Here is a 22795-nt window from a genome sequence, read left to right as displayed (position 1 = left end):
TTATTACGCAATCATTTACCCGTTCTGTTTCAGGAAAAAGGTTTCTAATTTATCTAACCACTTTTGACGTTTCCTATCAGATGCCATCTTTACCATATTCAAACTGATCCACTTTACATTTTTCATCCCTGATAACTTAAGCGTCCCCCGCACCATCGCACGTTGAATCGCATTGCTGTATACCAACTTGTAGAATGGCTTGGGTGTATTCATCGTGGTAACAATCGTTGCCGATTGTAATTTTGGCAACTTACTGTACATCGAAATACCATTATTAGCATATTCATATGTCCCACCAGGAAAAATAACTTTGTCTATGAATCCCTTCATCATCGCTGGCATTAGTTCCCACCAAATTGGGAAAACAAATACCAAGTGGTCTGCCTCTTTCAATCTTTTAATATAGTCAATAGATGCTTGATCAACTGGTTGCTGATTCACAAACGCCGCTAAATCCTCAGTCGACATAACTGGATTGAATTGATCCTCATCTAAATCAATCACATCAACCTCGTTACCTGTTGACTGTACTGTTGAAACAATGCGTTCTAGGATTGCGTGATTAAAGCTTTTCTTATATGGATGGTTGTATACAATAACTGTTTTCATTTTTTGGTCCCTTACATTTTCATTAATTTATTTTGTATATACATCGTATCATCATAAAAATTATTTCTCTAGTAATAATTCATAGAAAAAATCATAGAAAAAAGGTAAAACAGCCATTTAATTTTACTGTGATACACGTATATGATAGATAAAAAACGGAATCTAAACATCAAAAATGATATATTCAGTATTTATATTTCTAATATAATAATTTATTGATTTTCAAAAAAATCATCTCATGTTTGGTTAGTTTAATAAATTGTAAAGTTCTCACTTCTAAACTCTTTACTCAGCATCACCTACTGATTATATATAACCACTGTACATTTTTGCTTGCTCATCACAAATTTCACCCTAGCGCTTCCTTTTTTTCATTTTATTTATTCCGAAAATATTCTTAACGTTTGCATTATTCAAAAATATACAAATAAAAAAGGACTACGCATTTGTTAAGTAGTCCTTCATTCCAGTTTCATTATATTGACACTTTTGACCGCAATAGTATGTGCAAAATTTTTAGAACTTCAATCGTCTAAATTCTCTATTTCACACTCACTGATAACATTATCGCCATTAATCCATTCACATTCTTGATTCAAAAAAAGTTTGAAGTTGTCAATAATGTTGTTTTCACCACCGATTACACTACCATCAACAGGCATATAGGAAATAAAGGGAATCATATCTACCGGATAATTATGGTCATCATAGAATGTTGTTAATAATTTCGAGAATTCAGTAAAAGATATCTTACCTTTTTCAAACTGGTTAGACAATTTTTTTAGAGAAAGATATCGAAGTTTTCTCAGAATATTTTTTTTAATTGAAGTCTGTATTTTAAACCGCGTTGCTATTTCTATAAGTGTATTATCTAAATGATCAACACTCTCAATCAATAACGCTAAATTATTCGCCTCATCAATATTATTCGCGACATTAGCTGTAGCAAAATCAATAATCGATTGATTCTCTAAATAATGGCATTTCACCCCAAAATAGATAATATCCCAATTTAATTTAATTATATTATTTTTCTCAGCATCCACTAAATCCTTATAAAGCAACATTCGCAACTACCTCATTTCAACATACATAACGTACTCAATATTTCCAAATGCTGAAACTGTAATCATTATCAACCATTCATAAGATATGTCCGCACTCATTCAAGAAATCGTTTCATCTTTCAATGTTCCAAACCGATTCAATCTTTCCACTATCTTAAACTCGAGTTAGCTTAGATATATGATTTTCATCAAGTGCCTGTTATTCCCCATAACCAATCATCTCGAATGAAAGTTTCAACCAATCCTTTATTTATTGGTGTTTGAAATATGGAGCATCAGTTTTTTGTATCAACCAGCTGCATACCATAACTGGTGATACGGATTCAATCTGAACTCCAGCGTGAGCTCAGTGATCTAGCAGGCCCTAATCATACACCATTAGCATTTTTCGAGCGAGATCATGAAACAAAACTTGGTCTAATGGCAACTCATCGAATATCAGCAATGAAATCTTTTCTTCATCCAACTTCTTAATTTTTTATCTATTTTCTTTGATGAAAAATCATATATTATACAGCCTTTCCTAAGATGTAATTTCTGGTCTACACAATAGATGTTCTTTCTCCATCAACACTCTAAGAACACATTGAACAATCGCGTATATTCATCAGATGGGCCATCTAGTTGAATCGTACTTGATTGATTAATATCATATTCCGGTAAAATCGAAGCCATTAAAACTCCCAGAACATTTCCACGAGTCAAGATGGTGCCATGGTAAAACTCACTATAAAAGACAACAATTGGCTTTTTCAGATCTGCGCTTAGATTACTTAAATCATCCATGGCAAAAGCTAACCCATGTAATGGATCTTGTAAATCATAATCCGGAAAACAATTATTCGCATCTTCTTCCTTTGTCACAACATCCAACTTGAACTTTTGGATAAATTCTTCTAGGATGTCATCATCAGAAACCATCTTTTCACCATCCAACTCAACCACTACAACGTCTTTATCTTGGTAATATTTCTTTGCAGCCGTGAACTCCGCTGGTGAAAGTCGATATACTTGATTCTTTGTCAGTAGATCAACTGGTTCGGTCCATTCCACCATTCCTGGCGTATAAAAATCAAAATGCTCATTGTCTGACGGATTAATTCCAGTTTCATTAAATAGCTGTTGTTGTTGCTTCAAATGCTCTAACCAGTTTTGTGATATTTGTTTGAAACAAAACTCATTTTTCGAATAATCATTCAAGCGCTCTGGACCGCGTTTTATGAAATATTCTCCCCACGTCTGTGCTTGACAGTCCATGATAATTTCCATAAATTCAATCTCTGCCTCACGCCAACTATATTCTTTTTGTTTCAAATACTCCACAAAAGGTTTATTGCCCAACTGCCTTAACTGATGAACTGCTGCTTTCAATTCGACATCTTTTAAATCACTAATCCCTGAAATTTTGTCGCTCCCTTTTTTCTTAAAGCGTATTTGTATATTAGGTTTAAGTTTGTGAGGCGCAAGCACATCGGTGATGATAAAAATATGACTCAATTGGTCTTCACTATTTTGACCTACCGTCATTAAATGATTAAGCATATTTTCAAATTTTGATTTAGGCTGAACTTTTAACGTTGTTTCAAGTGATTCAATTCGAGTCCTAGATTTTGATATCTTGCTTTCAGTCACATTATAATCCTGATTCATCCCCCAATCCTCCTTTTTTCCGATTAGAACGACGTCCTTTTCTTATTCCTGATATTATACGCTATCCTAACCAATTTTAATCATTATAAAGCCCATTTGCATTTTAAAAAGCTTACCAAATATGTTGGTAAGCTTTTTAAAATTGTATTTCCTGTAATTTATAAATACTATCTGTGATACTCAGATAGTATGCTAATCCTTTTTATTATTGAGTATTTGTATATAACTGACCAATACAACTCCATGCCTTCCAGAGTTTCTTTTCAACTTCGCCAAAGATTCAGTGAAAATAATTGCTCAAATTCCCCAGTATTATAGTGAACTATTCTCGTGATAACTGATTCAATACCATGCTTACGATTGTCGCACCTATAACAACAAGTATCGCCTTTTCGACATTTGAACTAACACCGAGGGCTACTAGAACGTTTTGTGGAGTGGTTGTGGTAAATTCTGGCATCATCTCACTTCGTGTGATAGCTGCGATTTGATCGCCTGGCCAAAAGTTCACTATATTTCGCATAAAATTTGGTAGTGCATCATAGACAATATATGTTCCTGAAAGGAACCCCGCCAAGGTTCCTAAAATCGTGGAAAGAGCTGAAAAACTCGACATCGTCCTTAAATATTTAGTAACCAATGCAAAAAAATTCGCAGAAAAAGTAATTAATAGTAAATTAAATAGTAGGGTTAATACGAACTCTTTGTTAAATGCATTTTCGTTATATCGAATACTCAAATATCCAAAACATAAAATCGTAAAGACGATGGTAGCTACTGCCCCCTCGATAATTGCTGTTAGTGTGTATAACCAATTAAGGCTATTTGCCTTGAGATCATTATTAACTTTAAAATCATTCAACTTGTGATTCTTGCGATCTTCCATTTTTTGTCCGAAAGCATTCAGTGGTGTTGTTAGTGCAACAATACTAATCAATCCTGCTACCATCCAGGTATCTGTAAATTTATCAGCATGCGCAATCGTTGGTAATGAATCTATTAAGTTGGTTCTCAAGAAAAAAATGTAAATAATAAGACTAATGAACATTCCCAAAAAAGAAAAAAAGATACCTACCTTGTCTTTCAGATAAATCCGTAGATTTCGCTCTATAAACTTAAGATACATGAGTATTCTCCTTTTCCATATTTTGAAACAAGTCAGTATAGGTGGTTTTTAGAATTTCAAAATTCGTGTGCTTGAGATGATTGTTTTCAATAAAAGTGACCGCTTGACCTGGTGTATCAAAAAATTCGACTGCATCATTATCCGCAAAGGTTAATTTTACCTTAGGCATCCGGCTCATAAATGTGGGCATATCTCCGAAGTACTTGACGTGGCCACTTTCCAAAAACAAAACTTTATTGGCGTTTTCCATTTCATCTAACAGATGGGTCGTAAAAATCATGCCACAATTTACATGATTTAAAATAGCTTGTACATCCTTCCAAATTTTTTGCCGTACTGCTACATCCATACCTGCCGTTAGCTCATCTAAAATCAAAAAATCAGGTTGCAAGGCGACTGCTCTGAGATAGTTAACGACCCTTTTTTGGCCTCCAGAAAGTCGGCCATACTTGTATTTAGAATTAATTTCATACTCATTTAACTTATCGATAACCCTTTCGAATGCGGCTGAATCATCAATTCGATAGTATAAATTTTGCTGAACCGACAATTCATCATCTAATACATTATTTTGAAAAACAGCCGCAACTTGGGCATCGCTTCGCTGGATGCTCCCTTTAGTGGGGGGGACCACCTCCATTAACACATTCAAAAGTGTTGTTTTACCAGATCCATTGGCACCAACTAAAGCTATAACATCTCCTGCCTCAATCGATAATGAGATGTTTGTCAAAATATTTTTATACGATATATCCTCTAAACTTAAATTCATATTCTCTGCTTCTCCTTCCTTGTTTTGATATCGGTCCCAAACGCTAACAAATTCAATTTATTAATGACCAACATAAATCAATAAAGTAATCATCAAGATTGTAAAAAGCAATCTCACTGTGTGGTGTCTCCAGTGAAATTCATTATGGCTCACGCCTTGCCAAATTGCGGAAACCTGATAATAAACTAATGCTATTATGGAAAAAATTACAAATGTCGGTTGTCCAATGAATACGGACACAATAACTAAGACAATGCTGACACCTCCTGTAACTATATTTACCTTTTCAGCATTTTCTTTGTACATTTGTAGCGAAGCAAGTGCCATCAACAAGGCATACACCCCTATTACCACTCGTAAAGCTACCATGATGTGACACCCCCATAAATTAACTATTCTCTCATATTGTCATAATCTTATCATAAAAATTAGCGTATGTTCAGCTAAATCGGGAAATAAACATTTTAAATTCAACCCTATTTCGGTTTTTATTAAAATTAAGTGATACAATAATTAAATTAAACCCAATTGAACAGAGGCTATCATATGAAAAAAACAATCGCGATACTTTCGGATGTTCACGGCAACTACACTGCGCTATCATCTGTCATAAACGACATTAAAACTAATCAGGTTGATGAAACCTGGTTTTTGGGGGATTTAATCATGCCTGGTACAGGCGGTGATGACCTCTTCGATCTACTCGATGAAGTACATACGACTGTATTTCTACGTGGAAACTGGGACGATTGCCTTTTTGAAGTTATGGATAGTACAGACCCATTCAACTTTGAAGATTCTGCAGATGTATATGTGGGCATCTTAACGCAATACGTGTATGCTCATTTATCTAAAAAAAATATTGAGAAATTACGCAGTGCACCGATTTCTTTAGAGAAAACTGTTAATGGTGTAAAAATCCAAATATCGCATAATCTGCCCAATATCAATTACGGTCCTAATTTAATTGCTCAGGCTGACACACCTGCCTTTAATCAACTTTTCGATACTGAACACACTGACATCGCCGTATATGGTCATATTCACCATCAAGTTCTTCGTTATAGTTCACTTGATCAACTTGTTATAAATCCCGGTTCTATTGGGATGGCATATTCTAAGCATACACGTTTAAACAAAGACCGACGCGCCCAATATGCGCTGCTAACGATCGACGATTCTGGCGTTTCTAACGTTGATTTCAAAAAAGTTAACTACGATATTTCGCAGGAGGCTCATCGTGCTGATGCATACAATCTCCCATATGCCGCGCTTTACCAAGAGTCAATTAAGACGGGAATCTCTCGTGTGAGTGACGGCGAGTTATTAGCAACCATCAATGAAGCAAATGGTTACATTTCTCAACTCAAACAATTTTTATTACATGAACAAAAAAGACTTACCAAATGAATTGGTAAGTCTTTTTCTACAGTACACCCTAGTTTTCGCCGATTTCTTCTAATACACGCAATTGTTCATCGCTTAATTTATTAACGCCCTTTTCTAGGTTTTCGCGTTTGAACTCAGCTCTCTTTAGCTGCTGTTTGTAACCCCGTCCTGTGTATGGCGTTGCACTAGTTGGCAAGGTTATGTAGGTGCCATTATCTTGTGGAATATACGCAATCCTGTCATCGGAAGATACATAATTTCCTGCACCATCAGGCTTTGCATCTGCTGGTAATTCGTCAACATCTTCATTGATTGGCACATCAGAAACACTACTATCTGTCGCTTCAGTCGACCGCGTATCATCTCCACTATTCGTTACTGCATCTGAATCCAGTGATCCTGAAACTTCTTCACTACTGCTCTCTGTTACAGTTGAAGATTTGGTTGATGGAATTGATTCGGAGATTTTTGAAGACTCGTTCACACTTCTTTTATTAGCTCCTCGGGATCCCATCACACCCCCGATTGTTACACCAATTACGATGATAACTAATACAACCATAATTACTAAAATCCACGGTACCCGTTTCTTTGCTTCATTACGTCCACTTCGTGTTTCTTTATCAGACATTTATCTTCTCCATCTCACTAGTATCATACCCATATTATATATGAGTTATCGGATTGGCACTACTCAGTGTTATCCCTATTTAATGTCATACATGGGTACGTTCACATTAAAATCCCACTGAGTGGTTATCTCTCGCATCTAAGCCGGTGCTGTTTAATCCCCCCACTAAACGACTAATAAAAAGACATACCCCTATTGGATATGTCTCTTTAAGATACCTAATTTGATTTTGCTTGTTTCTTTGCCGCACGCTTCGCTTTTTGTTGCTGGTGCTTATACTTATTGTACATTGGCATGAATACACGCTTATGACGTGTGTGCTTCTTATAAAGATACTCAGCTTCAACGTATTCAGTATTTTTAATTTCGGCGTCGATGGTAATCTTTACAGTATCGCCCGCTTTGAAGTCCAAAAGATCTTCATTAGCGATTTTATTATGCTTTGCATCTTTAACTTGAAGTGCAACGTCCGTGATTTCTTCGGTTCCTGAATTTTCCAACGTCAATTCATGTTCTCCAGTTTGCTCTAAACTGAAAGCAACATATTTGTTGCCTAGGAAAACAAATCGAAAAATCTTTAAAATCCAATTATGCAAAAAAGTAAAGGCAAAAACCGTCATCCAACCACCTGGTAGGATTGAGGCTAAGGTACTGATAATCGCTACTAATAAAATTCGCATTGTCTGCTCCGCTCTTTAAAAGTTGTCTCATGTATTAAACGACAAGATTTTTCATGCCCCAGGAAAACTTACTTTAAGTTAATTCCAGGAAGCTTGTACGTCTCATTAAAGATTGCCTCTTGTGGTAGGTAGGCACGTAGAACAGGTCGGAAGCGCCCCTTCGGAGCTGGCAACCAATTAGCTGTATCTTCTGGTTTCTCAGCAGAAATTTGAATTTTCAATGAACCGTCATCCTCGTACTTAATACCTGCCGTACGATCACCGATTGAATAACGATTAATTTCATTATCAACTAAGAAGAAGTTTTCAGCATCGTACATGGTAATTGACCAGAAAGCATCAACTGGAGGCAATTCCGTAAAGGTTAGCTCATACACATTATTACCGTCAAGTTGGTTGCCAGAGCCATCAACATATGTAGGGAAGTATAGTGCTTCATAGCCATTATTTCCCCATAATCCCGCCGTCGCTGCTACATTTCTCAAAACGCTGGCTTCTTCCAAGGCTTCGGTGGTCTTGGCATAACCCACTTCCCATTCCTTACCCTTTAACGCACCAAATTCAAAGTAATCAACATTGTAATCAAACACGTGGAATTGTTCTTGCCAACCGTTTTCAGTACGCGCATTTGAATTCTCTAAGAGATCAACAATAACCTTAGTTGCTTGTTTTTCTCCGTCAATCAACTTTTGTTGCGCTTCTTCAGACAGAGCAGCAAAATAATCATTCGCATTGCGGTCATCATTTAAACCAATTAGCTTTTCAATATCTTCAAAAATTGGCTTGAATGATTCTGAAACAGGGTAAGCTTGCATGTACGTACGTAACTTCTTCCAGAAAATCAGAGCATCGGTGTCGTCCGTATCGACAGTCGGTGTTCCAGTAATTTCAGCATTTTCATTGACACCATGCACTACCAGTTGCTTTTGCAAGGCATGTACATTCACCAAATCATCCTCACCAGTACATGCAATTCGTCCAACAACTGCAATTACTTGTGAAGGTGCTTTAATGACTTGATAGTCACTATATTCGGCAGGAATATCATTCATTTGGTCACTTTGAGCAAAGATAAACTTGCCACCCTTTTCACCCAAAGTACGTTGTCCTAAGTAACCAAAATTATTTGTCCAGGCATCTACCAATTGGAACACATAATAACGATTTTTAATTTCCCGAATTTCAAGTACGACTGGCCCAGCTGACAAGTCCATCATAACTTGTGAGTAAAGCGTATCGTTATTCACACTGACGAAATGATTATTTGCATCTGAAAGAGTGCTGGCATTACTAAACTCATTGTATGGCGCCTTAGGACTTGAACCAAAACCTTCTGAAACTGACGTTTTAATTTGATCAATATTTTGAACTAATGGTTTACCGAAAATGGCTGCTTTCACTTCAAGAGGTAAATCGCTCAACTTTGTCATATACATACTCCAACTCTAATTTATTTTTAATTCATTATAACTTAAATACAATCAGAACACTACAGTATCAATTAAGATGACTAATGTAAACAAAAGCAACCTTACAACTAAAAGTGATAAGTCCATATTTTTATTAATGTACCACTGTATTTGTGCATAACTGCTATTCCCAAACAATTATCGAAAAATAGCTGAATCGTACGCATCCCACCCAAACTCATTTTATGCACAAAAATGAACACATTGTAATATGTGTTCATCTAGCGGCATTAATTCATTTCATTATCATAAATAACTCAAGTTCACCTTATGAAGCAAAGACAATCGATGTGTACGGTGGCAATACTAAGTTTGGTTCAGTAGTTCTTACATGCACGTTATTATCTAAAATCACTTGGTCCGCCACCTCAGGTAGCGCTACCTCTTCCTCATGTGTGCCAAGATTAATAAGCACTGTTATAACTTGATTATCCAGTTCTCGTTGGTAAGCAATCACATTATCTGGTACATTTTGAAGTTCGATCAATGTGCCATCAATCAAAGTATCATGGTAACGCGCATCAGCTCTTATCACGGCCATCTGTTGATAAAAATTCAAAACAGAGTCAGCATTCGATAACTCATCAACAACATTTATACCTGCGCGATCATTACCCATTTCAAGCCATGGTTCATGTTTAGAAAAGCCAGCATACTTTGAATCATCCCATTGCATTGGTGTCCGAGCATTGTCACGAGATTTCGCATTAACCGTTTTTAACGCTTCTGCCTCAGAATAGCCCTTCTTTAGCGCCATTTCATAGTTATTAATCGATGAAACATCATTAAACTCTCTAATAGAGTGTCGTTCAAAATTCTTCATACCAATTTCTTGACCTTGATAGATAAATGGTACGCCAGGCAAAAAGTAATACATCGTCGCTAATGCTTTTGCTGCTGTCCCAGTCTGATACTTTGGGTTTGGCACTAATTTTGATAGTGCTCGTGGCTGGTCATGATTTTCTAGAACATTTCCACTCCAACCATCAACAGCTTTCATATCCGCTTGGCTCTTAAACAGAATATCTTTTAAATCTTTGGTCGACCAACTTGATGGTCCCAGATACCATTCATTCACATCAGCCACTTCAATGTTCATATATGAAAAATCAAAAATCATTGAGAAATAGCCGTCAGGTCCGATATAACTTGGCAAATCGCTTTCGGGAACCCCATACGCTTCACCAATCGTAATAGCGTCGTATTTATCAAAGGTCTCACGCTTTAACTCATCCAAGAACATATCGATTCCGGGGCGATTCTGTCCCTTCTTAACAACAGACGCGAGCCCGTCCTCAGCGTCAGCAGGAATACTTGCCCAATCCAGATCCTTTTTCAAATGTGTAATCGCATCCACGCGCCATCCGGCAACACCTTTGTCCATCCACCAATTAATCATTTGATAAATCTCTTGACGTAACTTTGGATTCTCCCAATTTAACTCAGGTTGTTGGGGCGCAAAGGTGTGGAAATAATAAGTACCTGGTTCCCCTGGAACTTCGGTCCAAGTTGAGCCCCCAAAGATAGCGCGCCAATTATTTGGGACATTTCCGTCCGTCGTCTTTTTAAAAATATAGTAATCACGGTAAGGACTATTTTTATCTGCTAAGGCTTTTTGAAACCATTCATGTTGATCAGAAGTATGGTTAACGACCAAGTCCATGACAATCTTCATATCTCTTTCCTTAGCAGCATCCAATAAATTATCAAAATCCTCCATTGTTCCAAATTGCGGGTCAATGGCCTGATAGTCGGCGATATCATATCCCATATCGACCATCGGTGACTTATATATTGGTGACAACCAAATCATTGTGATTCCTAATTTCTTTAAGTAATCAAGATGTTGGATGACACCTGGTAAATCTCCAATACCATCATCGTTTGTATCTTGAAATGAACGTGGATACACCTGATAAATTACTTCATCTTTCCACCAACGTGTGTGTCCCATAATTAAATCCCTCAACTTCCTATTATTTTCTTTATTTAACCCAACGTGTTGCGATTGCACCCAAAACCATCAATGCTCCGGCAATCAATAACATGGCTGGCATGCTTTGTCCGACAAGCGGGAAGACAGCAAATGATGCCACTGACGCCACAATTTGAGGTAAGCAAATTGTACTATTGAATAAACCAAGGTAGGTACCGTCATTTTCGCCATCTAGTTCACTCGTCAAATACATAAATGGAATAGCATTCATACTTACCCAACCAATTCCGATCATAATAAACGCCGCAATCAACGCAAATTGCGAGTGGATGAAGAATACTGACATGAATCCAATTCCACCAATGATTAATCCACCAGCGTAAGCAATTGAGCGCTGACTGATTGTTGTTTTTGATAAGGCAAAGCCCCAAACAACTGAAGCGACCGCTTGGACTGCTGATAAAATTCCAAACCAATTCCCGGCTGCTTGATAAGCGGCTGATGAAGGGTCCGTCGTATGCCAAACATTTTGAGCAATCGCCCCTGATCCATATGTCCAAAGATATTGGAAAGCTGCCCATGCAAAGAATTGTACGACTGCCAACGTCCAGAAGACTTTAGGAGCATGTTTAATTAACGTTAATAGCCCCGTCTTTTGACCATTTTTCTTCTCTTCTACTTGATGATATTTTGCATAATCTTCTGGATTATACTCTTTTACTGATGTGACAGAAAATAAAGCACTGACTACTAGAATAAAGGCCCCAATGTAGAAAGCCCAGATCACTGAATTTGGTAACGACCCTTTAGCAGCAACGTTCGAAACACCAATCGTTGTCAAAATAAAAGGTAGCAATGTTGCCAGGATACTTCCGATATTTCCCCAAATTGTCTGATATGACCAAGCATAATTCTTTTGATCGTCTGGTACCATGTCTCCAATAATCATTTTAAATGGTTGCATAGCCATATTTGATGATAAGTCCATAAATAAAATGGCAAATGCGCCAAAGGCTAAGGCCGCGGTTGATCCAAAGCCAAAGCCGAATGATCCCGAATTTGGTAATAACATCATCATAAGCACTGAAACTAAAGCCCCAATTAAAAGATATGGCATCCGACGACCACCCAATTTCGGTAACCACGTTTTATCTGAAAAGTAGCCCACTAATGGTTGAATAAACATCCCAACCAATGGTGGTAAGATAAAGAAAAATCCTAACTTTGTGGGATCCGCTCCGATGGTTTGAAAGATTCTACCCATGCTCGAACTTTGTAGTGAGAAGGCCATGGAAACACCCAGATTTCCAAAAGTCATTAACATGATTGTTTTCTTTGCTAATTCCGGTAAATTCTTTTTATGCACTTCAGCCATTTTCCTGCTCCTATATTCCATTCATTTGCTCAGCTAGCTGTACCTTTAATATACAGTTAAATGAAAACGCTTACAATACTTTTAAGTGTGTTACCGGTAACAGAATAAACATGATAGAATAGAGCATGTAAGGGTTTACATACACAAACTGGAGGTCACTATGGTTTCTATTGCTGATGTTGCCAAAAAGGCGCACGTCTCTAAGATGACTGTTTCGCGTGTTTTAAATCACCCCGAACAAGTTTCCTCGGAGATATCCGATACCGTACAACGCGCGATTAATGAATTAGGGTATGTACAACAACGTGCTGGTCGAGCACTGGCAACTAGTCGCACCTATACAATTGCTTTTGTCATGCTTGATGAAGTTTCAAATGTTGATCCTTATTTTGGTCAACTCATCACCTACGTATCCGATTATCTTTATCAAGAAGGTTATAACTTAGAGCTACATCGTAGCTTGGACGATCATTTTCATGACATTGATGGCATTCTCGTCAGCGGGGCTCGGGCGACTGATAAAGTTAAGTTGAATGCGCTAAATTTTCCAATTGTCGCCTATGGTAATCAACCTGAAATTGCAAGCGTAGATGTTGATAATAAACTTGGTACGATGCTGGCAAAACAGCATCTCATTACGTGTGGTTACCAACATTTGGTTTATTTTGGCATCGATTTAAATGAGCAATTCGCAATTGAACGTTTAAAGGGGTTCAAAGCGATTGATACTCCAGACTATATGACCGAAACAATCTATCAGTTACCTAATAGTGATAAAGAAGCACGCCAATTATGCAACTCAATCACCATTCCACCATTAACAGGTGTCGTGGCGGCGAGTGACCGACTTGCCCTCGGTGCCCTCTATAGTTGTTATGATAGAGGGCTCGCCGTCCCCACAGATGTTGGTATTGTTGGTTTCGATGGCATTTTCATTAACCATCTCAGCCCATTAGATCTCACAACTATTGGACAACCACTACAACAAATTGCTCAGAAAATGGTTCAAACCTTACTTACTGCGATTAGTTCAAATCATTCAAATATTCGTCACTCGGTTATACCCCCCACCTTACTTCAAGGGGAAACAACCATAGAAGTAACAGACTAATTTCAAAAAGGCCTATCGATTTTGATAGGCCTTTTTAAATCACTTACAACTCCCATCTAGTAAAAGAAGTCCAAATAAAAAATCGAAAAGTTTACGACTTTTCGTGTAAACTTTCCGACTCTGTAAATGAGCTATTTTATTGTTCTAGGATTTGACAATATTTTTTGAGTTGCCGCTTTCTAACACATCATGAAAATTATCAAAGCTGATTGATATCATGTCTGTTAGTGCTTCTCCAGTATATGATCCAATGTGCGGTGTGATTAATACTTTTGGATACAGTGCTCGCATTTCATCGACAACAGGGACTGGTGTTGACTTGCCAGAGAAGTCTTTTCCAATGACCATACGTTCGTCAGAGACCACGTCTGTTGCAAATCCACCTAACTGACCAGACTTAACCGCTGCAATAATTGCATTTTCATCAGTGATTTCAGCACGGGCCGTATTAACAAGAATAGCTCCCTTTTTCATCTGATTAATGTAGTCTGCGTTAAAATACTGGTCATTTTTACCTGGAATATGTGGTACATGTAATGAAACAAGATCTGCTTGACTTAACACCTCATTTTCAGATGTGTAAGTTAAGTATTCTTTCGCCTCTTCATTTTCATATACATCATATGCAATGACGTTTGCCCCTAATGCATGCCATAACTTGGCTTCTGCACGCCCAAGGCTTCCGGTACCAAAAATCCCCACTGTAACATCATGAATTTCAGTGGCAAACAATTCGGGTGCAACAACAAAGTCACCTTTGTACGTGTTATCAGCAGCCTGCACTACATGCCGTAATTGTGTAGCTCCCAAAATAAATGCAAGTTCACCGACGGCACGTGGTGAATACCCTGGTACATTTGCAACGATTTGGTTGTTGGCTGCAGCCGCTGATAAGTCGACATGGCCGATTCCAACCGTTCGACTAAATACATACTTAATGCCATAAGAATTTAGAATATCTAAATTCTGTTTATCTGCAACATTGTTTGCACGCAATAGAACCGCATCATGTCCCTTCGCCGTTTCAACGTTTTCATGCGTCAAATTTTCAGAAATCAAGGTTAATGTGTAATCATATTTATTCAAATCATTAAAATATGCTACTTCATTTGATCTAACACCATAAACTGCAATTTTAAAAGTCATGTCTTACCCCATCTTTTGGTTTAACTGATAACGCTTATTTGAACATCGATAATTGACCAAGAATTTGAACGATAACAATCCAGAATGGCATTGCAACTGTTGCTACCACTGTTGACATAAGTGATGCATTCGATGCTAACAATGCCTTACGATCAAAGCTAATCGCATATGCAGCAGCGACTGTAGCTGTTGGCGTAGCCATCATCAATACAATTGTTGCTAATGCTGTCCCATCTAAGTGAAGAATACCAGTTGCTCCAAGAATAACCAATAGTACGATGTTGATAACTGGCACCATGATCACCTTATTAAATGAATAGTACCAAACACTCTTGTCCTTGACAGCATCCTTAAGTGATACTTCACCCAATGTGATACCAATTGACAACCATGCTAATGGTGATGCCAATGATGAAAGATAAGTCAGTGGCTTGTACAACCAAGGTGCCGTGACGTCAATTCGGTAGAACGCAACTGTTGCCGCTTCCTTTGTAATTGGGCTTGTACCTGTAAGCGTTGGCATTGAACCTTGTAGCAACCAAAGGATTAACCCAAGGAAAGTAGCCAAAACAATTGGATTCATTAGCATTGAATTCAAATTCTTACGATCCATCTTCTCACCTGACATCTTGATGTATCCGTATGAATACAAGAATAGTCGGTATCCAATATTGAAGATTGAGGCATACATTGCACCCTTCAATCCATAGATTCCAGTTACAATTGGAATACCAAAAAATGTCGTTGAGCCAAACATAGTTAATACACGCATAACATCTTGTGTATCGTGATCATATTTAATGTACATGATCTTTGTGGCAGCAATCAAAATAACATAAATGACAATTCCCCAAACTAAGATACCCATTCCTTGTTTGAAAGTTTGATCATTAATCGGTGCCATAAATGAAACGAACGCCAAAGCTGGTAATGCCAACTTCATGACAACACTTGTCAAAGTCTTACCAACTTGAGCACCAAAGATGCCCTTCTTTCGCATGTAAAATCCAAGCAAGATAATAAAAATTGTTGATGTAATCGCAGCGACCACATCCCCATTTTCAAATGTCTGCAAAAATGCTTTTCCGATACCCATCAGAAACCTCCTAGAATAATTTCAATTTTTAACGACAAGCATCATTCTACATTATTGTGAAATATATATCAATATAAAACTACGGCTATTAAAAAAGGCTTTATAATAATGTTTTAAATTGAGAAACATTCACAATCATCGCCCCAAAAACCGAATGCACCATTTTTAATGGGGTAGTTTAAAAGATAAACGCTCACTCCCCTAAATGGTTTGCAATCTTCAAAGTTTAATCTTTCGCTCACTTAATTATAAAACAATTTGATATTAATCATAAACCAGCATACAATACCTTATAAATCAGATATTCTTCAAATTCGCATATATTAAAGGAGTCATCATGGCTAAAATGAATTACATTAATAATAAAGATAATAACCAAAAAAAATTTGATATGAAAACGAACTGAAAGTGGTAGGTAACATTTAAATGAGTTACTTAGGTGCATTGAAAAACAAAGCCTTTAGAACCTTGTACATTAGTATTATTTTAAGTAATCTTGCAAGTAGCATCGCTAATATCTCTTTAGTTTGGATTGCCTATAATAAATTTAATTCACCCTTTGTAATTGCGGTGGTACTTGCGGCGGTGACGCTACCAAATTTAATTCTTGGGCCATTACTAGGTGGCTTTCTTGATAAATTTAAAAAAACCCATTTAATGATTTTGGGTAATTTAATCAATGCAAGTGTCTTCATATTCTTAGTCTTTGACCCATTAAAAACTACAGTAGATTTTATTGTGTTCATCATGTTATTAGTGGTTAGCGGCGCAACTGGTCCCTTATTAAAGGGTGGCAGTTCAATGTTCATTCAGGATATTTTTACTAATCAAGATGCGAGAATTGTCGCTAATGCATTGACGTCAATCAGTTTTGACATGACATATATATGTGGATCCATGATTTCTGGTTTAATTATGGCGCTGGGATATGGCGTAAAAGTTTATGTATTGGTTGCTAGCTTATACGTGTTTGTTGCATTATGTGTTTGGCGAGTATCACGCTTAGTTGACATGAGGAAACAAGAACATACTCAGAAATCTGAAGTATATACCAGTTACTTTAGTAATTTGAAAAGTGCTTTTCAGACAATTATAAGCAATCCAACGTTACTATATCTGATGCTCATGAACTTTCTGTGGAATATGTTTTTATGGGCAGGTCTGACAGTATTATTACCAATTTTAGTGAAGCAGCATTTTATGGCCGGAGCCAGTCAATATGGGTTACTAGAATCGATGTCTTCTATCGGCATCGTGATTGGATCATTTGTGGTTGGAAAATTAAAAGTGACCTCAAAATGGTTAGTATTAGGCGTTGTCGGTACAATTGGTCTTCATGGTCTCTTGTTTAGCTTAATTGGATTTGCGACAAATGTTCAAATGACTGCGGTATTATTAATAACGATTGGTTTAGTTGTTTCACCAGCTTTGATTTATCAAAGTACATTCTATCAACAAACTTTTGATTCAACTGCACGTGGGGCATTATTCACAATTTCAGGAACAATGACCTCCGCAAGCTACCCAATTGGAATTGCTTTAACAAGCAGTTTGGCATCAACTCTGCATTCTAACGTTACCCCCATTTTTGTAACATATGGGTTAATCATTGCAGTTATATCTTTGATTGTTTATTTTCGAGTCAAGAACTGACAGTGTGTATCAATCTGTTTTGACATTATATACATTAAGCGAATTCATGTGTACGATAAATTTAATAAACAGTTGTTGTTAAAAAATGTGTCTTTAGAGAACACTTTTAATCACTTTATCGTGTACATTTCTGTAAGAAGAAATTTTCTACTTTATTCAACTACTTATTACGTTGTTTGGCAGATGACATCTTCAGCATGTGCACTCATATCCATTTTACATATTTCATGCCGGACCCCACATAACATTGCACTTCGCATTGGAAATCATCCATGGATCATTACTTTCGATTACATCTAAAGTCATCAATTCTGACAACATTCTATTAGACAAATCCAGAGACATTTTGGCGACAAGCAAGTGACAACAGTTGTCATTTTCAAAGTCAAATTTGGACAAATATAGACAGATTTGCTATTTAAGCACAGCACACATCCACAGCTTCTCAATCCATTTCCACAGTCCAAACGTCCCAAAAAACGCATCAGACCAACAAAAAAGAGACTTACCAAAATGAATTGGTAAGTCTCTATTTAAGTTTAACTACTTAGCGATGATTTCGTTGTATTCTTCACGAGTGTCTCCGAACTCCTTTATAGATCAGTGAGAAAGCCTGGTACAAGCGACATTCGAGCGACAAGTGGTCATTTTGAGGTGCCACCGAGAGCCCGTTTTGAAGTCAGATTTGGACAAATTTCTACATATGAAGGGGCTAAATTGAAGCATTAAGTCAAAAACAACGATACATAATCAATCTCTGTTTGAAGCCTGACTGATGGGCTCAATAATACTTTTGTGACATCCACACTTTTCAGGCCCAAAGAAAAGTGCTCGCCCTCTTTGCCCTGTCAACCCTTTCCTCGTCAATCCATAATAGAAAGAGTGCCATCATGCACTCTTTTTCACTTCGATTTCATATGACGGCATCCACGGTCCAGACCACCAACCGTTAAATCCTAAATTTTTAATTTTCATTTGAGCACCTAAATCAGCAAGTACTTCTGTATATTCCCTTTGCTTATGTTCAGTATCGACAATTACCAACGTTCCACCTTGTTTTAACACTCGATATGCTTCTGTAATTGCCTTATAACGTTCTTGTTTTGATTTGATATTGTGGATAACAAAACTACTTGTTACAAAATCAAATGAATCATTTTCAAAAGGCAAACTTCTGATATCGCCAGTTAAAATATTAGTATAGCATTTCAAATTTGCATTTTTCACATTAGTTTCAGTCTGCTTATTATCGTTATCTAGTTGATCGCGGCTATGCCATAAATCAATCCCAGTTGCACTACCATTACTCCCTAACTGTTTTGCAAATTTGATTAATGTTAATCCATGACCAGTTCCTAAATCCAAGACCTGGCTATCTGACTTAATATTTAGATCTGCAATAATACGATTCCATATCGCTGCTTTTCCATACAAAGACGTATGTAAAGAAATTAACCCCGCAGCGATCAACATTAATCCCCATAGCAATGCCCATCCTATGCCGCTAAAATTATGAAAAAAAGCAATAAACACTAGCACAATAACGCCACTAATCAAATATCCCATTGTCATGAATGGCGCATCAAGTCCATTTTCTTTTAGTCTATTTCTCATCTCATTCTCCGTATCCGTACCTAGCTACACCATATCAACTACCATCAATAATAGTGTATTTGAATATTTTTGTCGAAACGTTTAAAAATTACAATTCCTCACGTTTAAGACAAAAATGGCTCTGTCGGCCCTGCTTTTTTGATTGCACAAGAAAATGCTTCTAAGCACTCTCAATATAATCAATTAAAGGTAACGCTTTTTACCAAACCTTGAGTCGTCCTGGACGCAACGTTGTCTTGTTAAGCAGATAAAAGTCTCAGTTTAAATCTCCAGATGTGCGCAGCTTATAAAGCGCACTGGCAATGCGTCCCTTTCTTGAACCTGCGATTCTCAACGAATTCTTTGTAAACGGAGTAAGTTGAATGCCAGTGAACAACCTACTAAATCATCCCGTAAATTCTTAACCGATGTATCTTGTATCTCTCTTTCACCATAGAAAAAGGCTCCAAACAATTGAATGCTTGAAACCTAGTTATTTATTGTGATACTGATTCACATGGTGAAAATATGTGTCTCAAATTACCGACTAATACAATAATGTTAAATAACGCTATGATAGATGTTTCATATCAAGATGCATAAACATTTGTTCTGCTCAATTTTGAGCTAAAAAGTCCGGCTAACGACTCGTGTAGTTTCCTTCTCCCATTATTTCTTCATTTTAATCCTTGTGAGTGCACCCTGCGTTCCACCATGTAGTGCATAGAAACTAGGTGAATTTGATACTTCCTCATCACCTTCATCCATACTTACTACAGCAAAACTAACCTTTTCGTTTGGCGGATTACCTTCTTTACTAAAGATTGGTACTAACCCTATAAGTGTTTTTACTAATCTTTGTTACAGTCGTTTATTCGGCAGTCTTCTATTTACCTGAAATCTTAACATTCGCTACACTCTATTCATAAAATTAAAACACCTTTAAAAATCGACTGGAGGGCTTGTTACAAGCGGCACTCAGCTGGAAAATAGTCAGTTTAAAGTATTAACTGGTGCTTACATTAAAGCCTACTTTGCAAAATCGAAAGTGCTCATCTAAAGTCTATTCTTCTGCTACTTTATAAACTCATTTTTTCTCTAATTCATGCAACTCATCTTCAGTTTTTTTCATGTGTTCATCATAGTGTTCTAGTTTATACTTCAAATGATTGATTGCGAAATCAATGTCATCTTTACGTTCTTGCATAGCTTCAATTTGCTCTCTCAAAATCTCCTTTTGTTTCTCAGAATTATCGTGAGCATCATCAACTAGATCTGTATATTCCTTCAATGCCTTAATCGACATACCCGCATCCCGCATTTGTTTTGCGAATGTAATCCTTCGAATAATTTTTTCATCTATTTCACGATTTCCTGCGTCGTTTCGGTCAATTCTGGGAATTAATCCCTCTTTTTCATAATAACGAATTGTATCTGTTGAAACACCAGTTTTCTGAATAGCTTCTTTGACATTCATTTTCCAATCACCTTACTTTTCAACTGTTCGATGTGCCATCCATTTAATCATCTCTGGATCTTCATGTGAAAAGAATTGACTGTCACCAGTATCTAATTGTGCTATCTTCTCCATTTCACTATCAGTAAGTTCAAAATCCAAGACATCAAGGTTTTGTACCATTCGCTCTGGCTTGGTTGATTTTGAAACAGGTACTATACCACGTTGCACATTCCAGTGTAGCACAACTTGAGCAATCGACTTATTGTGATTGTCTGCAATTTCTTGCAGAGTATCATTTGTAAACAATCCATTCTTACCTTCTGCAAATGATGCCCACGCCTCGACTTGAACACCGTAGTTTTGTAGATATTCGACTGCTTCATTATTTTGGTTGAATGGATTAACCTCAATTTGGTTTATTTCGGACTTAATGCCACTAAATTCCGCTAGATTTGTGATTTGAGCAATAGAAAAGTTGGAAACACCAACAGCTCGAATTAAACCAGCATCTTTTGCCTCATTCATTGCCTTCCATGAACCAAATACATCACCATATGGTTGATGAATCAAGAATAGATCTAGATAATCTAACTGCAATCATTCTAATGACTCTTTGATAGCTATTTTAGTAGCCTCATAACCAGTATCATCCACCCATAATTTTGATGTGATAAATAATTCTTCACGAGACACATTTGAATCCTCGATTGCTTCTCCGACAGCCTTTTCATTACCGTAACTGGCAGCGGTATCAATTAACCGATATCCGGCATCAATGGCATCAATCACAGCCTGCTTTGCTTCATTCTGGTCAGTCACTTGATATACACCAAAACCTAAGTTCGGCATCTCAGTGTTTTTATTTAAAATCACCTTATCTGTCATAATTTCTATCTCCCTTTTCAATCCATATGCCTTAATTCTTAACTTTGAATAATTCAAGTGTATACCTTGGAGTTCACTCCAAAGCAAGCTTTATTTTAATTAGTGCAGACAGGGTAGGTAACTTTTCTTAGGCCCGTGTTAATATCACTTCCCATGTAGACGATTTACATTCCTTTCTGCATGTGACTGCACAAATATGCTCAAATAACCGTTACTGATACCTATTATCATAATTTTGAATTTCTTTTAACATACCTTGATACAGGTTTTCATCGCCTAATCCTTTTAACTGGTGCAGTGTGTCAGCTAATTTTGATACATCATGCTTAATCAATGCCAATCTAATTCGATTTATGTACACTAAATCAAACCGGTTTAAATCTTGCGATAACAGCATGCTATCATTGATATATTTTTCTGCAACACCTTCATTACCCTGATGCAAAAATAGCGAAGTAAGATTGAACAACAGTGCGTTTTTTAACGATTTCAAATTTGGATAATTATTATCGATTCTTTTCACCGCATGTTTCACAATATTTTCAGCCGTGTCGACATCAAAGTAATAGAGAACAAAATTAATTAAGTATAAATCTATTTCGGACCAATTATCAATTTTTTCCAGATAACGCCATACCGGCATGACTTCAGCTCTTAATTTTTTTATATCCTCGGAGTCTATTTTTCTAAATGCTTCTAAAACAATTCGGATGTTGTTTAGTACCTGGTTATTCACACCTGCGTTAAATTGCGATATTGAACGAATAAGCGCGTCAATTTCCGAAACTTGTGTAGAATTAAAAAGTCGCTTGAATGACAACAATATACGATTGTATTCATACTCGCTACTGTCGTGTTCGAATTCATAAAGCTCAACGATAGAGAGCCCAAGTCTTTCAAGTATTTTCTCGACCGTTTCAAACGATGGATTCTGCACGCCATTTTCAATTTTTACGATTGAGGTTCTTGAAATAATTCCTTCAGCTAAATTAGCCTGTGTCATATTGCGACTCTTTCGGGCTTTTCTGATTATTTTCCCAATTTCCATAACATCATCCTTTCAATAATAAGAAAAAAGTACTTTCAAAATAACGCAATATAACCGTTTTAGTTCAGCTTTAAGCTAAGAAATAAGCGAACTTACCGAA

19 protein-coding genes and 1 pseudogene are annotated in these 22795 nt (G+C 36.9%); 3 read left to right on the top strand and 17 right to left on the bottom strand.

Going from position 1 to position 22795, the window contains the following annotated elements; all coding sequences use genetic code 11:
* Positions 1-15: 15 nt before the first annotated feature.
* From IE337_RS01800 to IE337_RS01775, 6 genes are all read right to left on the bottom strand, one after another.
* Positions 16-609 (bottom strand): NAD(P)H-dependent oxidoreductase, encoded by a 594-nt coding sequence (locus tag IE337_RS01800; protein WP_191136578.1) that lies wholly within the window; start codon positions 607-609, stop codon positions 16-18.
* A gap of 524 nt (positions 610-1133) precedes the next feature.
* The gene (locus tag IE337_RS01795; protein WP_191136577.1) at positions 1134-1676 is read right to left on the bottom strand and encodes a DUF2247 family protein; all 543 of its coding nucleotides are present in this window, start codon (positions 1674-1676) and stop codon (positions 1134-1136) included.
* 567 nt (positions 1677-2243) lie between these two features.
* On the bottom strand, positions 2244-3326 hold the full coding sequence (locus IE337_RS01790; protein WP_191136576.1) for a hypothetical protein: 1083 nt from the start codon (positions 3324-3326) through the stop codon (positions 2244-2246).
* 322 nt (positions 3327-3648) lie between these two features.
* Positions 3649-4452 carry an ABC transporter permease gene (locus IE337_RS01785; protein WP_191136575.1) on the bottom strand — a complete coding sequence of 268 codons (804 nt, stop codon included), beginning with the start codon at positions 4450-4452 and terminating at the stop codon, positions 3649-3651.
* Entirely contained in the window at positions 4442-5224 is a 783-nt protein-coding gene (locus IE337_RS01780) for an ATP-binding cassette domain-containing protein (protein ID WP_191136574.1), read from the bottom strand. Before IE337_RS01780 ends, IE337_RS01785 begins: the two co-directional genes overlap by 11 nt.
* Positions 5225-5284: 60 nt before the next feature.
* Positions 5285-5593, bottom strand: coding sequence for a hypothetical protein (locus tag IE337_RS01775; RefSeq protein WP_191136573.1), 309 nt, complete (start codon positions 5591-5593; stop codon positions 5285-5287).
* A 177-nt stretch (positions 5594-5770) separates the two neighbouring features.
* Here IE337_RS01775 and IE337_RS01770 point away from each other — a divergent pair, with 177 nt between their 5' ends.
* The gene (locus IE337_RS01770; protein ID WP_191136572.1) at positions 5771-6634 is read left to right on the top strand and encodes a metallophosphoesterase family protein; all 864 of its coding nucleotides are present in this window, start codon (positions 5771-5773) and stop codon (positions 6632-6634) included.
* 28 nt (positions 6635-6662) lie between these two features.
* On the opposite strand, the gene IE337_RS01765 is transcribed toward IE337_RS01770, so the two are convergent.
* The 5 genes from IE337_RS01765 to IE337_RS01745 all read right to left on the bottom strand — a co-directional run bounded on the left by IE337_RS01765 (position 6663) and on the right by IE337_RS01745 (position 12704).
* Positions 6663-7244 carry a hypothetical protein gene (locus tag IE337_RS01765; RefSeq protein WP_191136571.1) on the bottom strand — a complete coding sequence of 194 codons (582 nt, stop codon included), beginning with the start codon at positions 7242-7244 and terminating at the stop codon, positions 6663-6665.
* A gap of 218 nt (positions 7245-7462) precedes the next feature.
* On the bottom strand, positions 7463-7924 hold the full coding sequence (locus IE337_RS01760; protein ID WP_191136570.1) for a hypothetical protein: 462 nt from the start codon (positions 7922-7924) through the stop codon (positions 7463-7465).
* A gap of 68 nt (positions 7925-7992) precedes the next feature.
* On the bottom strand, positions 7993-9354 hold the full coding sequence (locus tag IE337_RS01755; RefSeq protein ID WP_191136569.1) for a DUF1254 domain-containing protein: 1362 nt from the start codon (positions 9352-9354) through the stop codon (positions 7993-7995).
* Between the two features lie 307 nt (positions 9355-9661).
* Entirely contained in the window at positions 9662-11347 is a 1686-nt protein-coding gene (locus IE337_RS01750) for a glycoside hydrolase family 13 protein (protein ID WP_191136568.1), read from the bottom strand.
* Positions 11348-11378: 31 nt separating this feature from the next.
* The gene (locus IE337_RS01745) at positions 11379-12704 is read right to left on the bottom strand and encodes an SLC45 family MFS transporter (protein WP_191136567.1); all 1326 of its coding nucleotides are present in this window, start codon (positions 12702-12704) and stop codon (positions 11379-11381) included.
* A gap of 160 nt (positions 12705-12864) precedes the next feature.
* On the opposite strand from IE337_RS01745, the gene IE337_RS01740 reads away from it, so the two are divergent.
* The gene (locus IE337_RS01740; RefSeq protein ID WP_191136566.1) at positions 12865-13815 is read left to right on the top strand and encodes a LacI family DNA-binding transcriptional regulator; all 951 of its coding nucleotides are present in this window, start codon (positions 12865-12867) and stop codon (positions 13813-13815) included.
* Between the two features lie 144 nt (positions 13816-13959).
* On the opposite strand, the gene IE337_RS01735 is transcribed toward IE337_RS01740, so the two are convergent.
* Together IE337_RS01735 and IE337_RS01730 are read right to left on the bottom strand one after the other, a co-directional pair.
* A complete protein-coding gene (locus IE337_RS01735) occupies positions 13960-14961 on the bottom strand; it encodes an NAD(P)-dependent oxidoreductase (protein WP_191136565.1) in 1002 nt (333 codons plus the stop codon).
* Between the two features lie 34 nt (positions 14962-14995).
* The gene (locus IE337_RS01730; RefSeq protein WP_191136564.1) at positions 14996-16057 is read right to left on the bottom strand and encodes an AEC family transporter; all 1062 of its coding nucleotides are present in this window, start codon (positions 16055-16057) and stop codon (positions 14996-14998) included.
* A gap of 426 nt (positions 16058-16483) precedes the next feature.
* Between IE337_RS01730 and IE337_RS01725 the strand changes: the two genes are divergently transcribed.
* Positions 16484-17710, top strand: coding sequence for an MFS transporter (locus IE337_RS01725; RefSeq protein ID WP_191136563.1), 1227 nt, complete (start codon positions 16484-16486; stop codon positions 17708-17710).
* Between the two features lie 888 nt (positions 17711-18598).
* Here the strand turns inward: IE337_RS01725 and IE337_RS01720 are convergent.
* From IE337_RS01720 to IE337_RS01705, 4 genes and pseudogenes are all read right to left on the bottom strand, one after another.
* Positions 18599-19324, bottom strand: a complete 726-nt coding sequence (locus IE337_RS01720) for a class I SAM-dependent methyltransferase (protein ID WP_191136562.1) — start codon at positions 19322-19324, stop codon at positions 18599-18601.
* A 1066-nt stretch (positions 19325-20390) separates the two neighbouring features.
* The gene (locus IE337_RS01715; RefSeq protein WP_191136561.1) at positions 20391-20780 is read right to left on the bottom strand and encodes a MerR family transcriptional regulator; all 390 of its coding nucleotides are present in this window, start codon (positions 20778-20780) and stop codon (positions 20391-20393) included.
* Positions 20781-20792: 12 nt separating this feature from the next.
* Positions 20793-21647 (bottom strand): annotated as a pseudogene (locus IE337_RS01710) (aldo/keto reductase).
* A gap of 211 nt (positions 21648-21858) precedes the next feature.
* Entirely contained in the window at positions 21859-22695 is an 837-nt protein-coding gene (locus IE337_RS01705; protein WP_191136560.1) for a helix-turn-helix domain-containing protein, read from the bottom strand.
* Between the last annotated feature and the right edge of the window lie 100 nt (positions 22696-22795).

It is taken from the genome of Weissella viridescens (genome assembly GCF_014789145.1).
GTDB lineage: Bacteria > Bacillota > Bacilli > Lactobacillales > Lactobacillaceae > Weissella > Weissella viridescens.
The sequence above is the reverse complement of the archived record's forward strand: the minus strand, read 5'-3'. Positions and strand labels throughout refer to the sequence as shown.

What these genes read in the sequence shown, in the direction of transcription:
- IE337_RS01800 (WP_191136578.1), bottom strand. Translation starts at nt 609, where the DNA reads ATGAAAACAGTTATTGTATACAACCATCCATATAAGAAAAGCTTTAAT.
- IE337_RS01795 (WP_191136577.1), bottom strand. Translation starts at nt 1,676, where the DNA reads ATGTTGCTTTATAAGGATTTAGTGGATGCTGAGAAAAATAATATAATT.
- IE337_RS01790 (WP_191136576.1), bottom strand. Translation starts at nt 3,326, where the DNA reads ATGAATCAGGATTATAATGTGACTGAAAGCAAGATATCAAAATCTAGG.
- IE337_RS01785 (WP_191136575.1), bottom strand. Translation starts at nt 4,452, where the DNA reads ATGTATCTTAAGTTTATAGAGCGAAATCTACGGATTTATCTGAAAGAC.
- IE337_RS01780 (WP_191136574.1), bottom strand. Translation starts at nt 5,224, where the DNA reads ATGAATTTAAGTTTAGAGGATATATCGTATAAAAATATTTTGACAAAC.
- IE337_RS01775 (WP_191136573.1), bottom strand. Translation starts at nt 5,593, where the DNA reads ATGGTAGCTTTACGAGTGGTAATAGGGGTGTATGCCTTGTTGATGGCA.
- IE337_RS01770 (WP_191136572.1), top strand. Translation starts at nt 5,771, where the DNA reads ATGAAAAAAACAATCGCGATACTTTCGGATGTTCACGGCAACTACACT.
- IE337_RS01765 (WP_191136571.1), bottom strand. Translation starts at nt 7,244, where the DNA reads ATGTCTGATAAAGAAACACGAAGTGGACGTAATGAAGCAAAGAAACGG.
- IE337_RS01760 (WP_191136570.1), bottom strand. Translation starts at nt 7,924, where the DNA reads ATGCGAATTTTATTAGTAGCGATTATCAGTACCTTAGCCTCAATCCTA.
- IE337_RS01755 (WP_191136569.1), bottom strand. Translation starts at nt 9,354, where the DNA reads ATGACAAAGTTGAGCGATTTACCTCTTGAAGTGAAAGCAGCCATTTTC.
- IE337_RS01750 (WP_191136568.1), bottom strand. Translation starts at nt 11,347, where the DNA reads ATGGGACACACACGTTGGTGGAAAGATGAAGTAATTTATCAGGTGTAT.
- IE337_RS01745 (WP_191136567.1), bottom strand. Translation starts at nt 12,704, where the DNA reads ATGGCTGAAGTGCATAAAAAGAATTTACCGGAATTAGCAAAGAAAACA.
- IE337_RS01740 (WP_191136566.1), top strand. Translation starts at nt 12,865, where the DNA reads ATGGTTTCTATTGCTGATGTTGCCAAAAAGGCGCACGTCTCTAAGATG.
- IE337_RS01735 (WP_191136565.1), bottom strand. Translation starts at nt 14,961, where the DNA reads ATGACTTTTAAAATTGCAGTTTATGGTGTTAGATCAAATGAAGTAGCA.
- IE337_RS01730 (WP_191136564.1), bottom strand. Translation starts at nt 16,057, where the DNA reads ATGGGTATCGGAAAAGCATTTTTGCAGACATTTGAAAATGGGGATGTG.
- IE337_RS01725 (WP_191136563.1), top strand. Translation starts at nt 16,484, where the DNA reads ATGAGTTACTTAGGTGCATTGAAAAACAAAGCCTTTAGAACCTTGTAC.
- IE337_RS01720 (WP_191136562.1), bottom strand. Translation starts at nt 19,324, where the DNA reads ATGAGAAATAGACTAAAAGAAAATGGACTTGATGCGCCATTCATGACA.
- IE337_RS01715 (WP_191136561.1), bottom strand. Translation starts at nt 20,780, where the DNA reads ATGAATGTCAAAGAAGCTATTCAGAAAACTGGTGTTTCAACAGATACA.
- IE337_RS01705 (WP_191136560.1), bottom strand. Translation starts at nt 22,695, where the DNA reads ATGGAAATTGGGAAAATAATCAGAAAAGCCCGAAAGAGTCGCAATATG.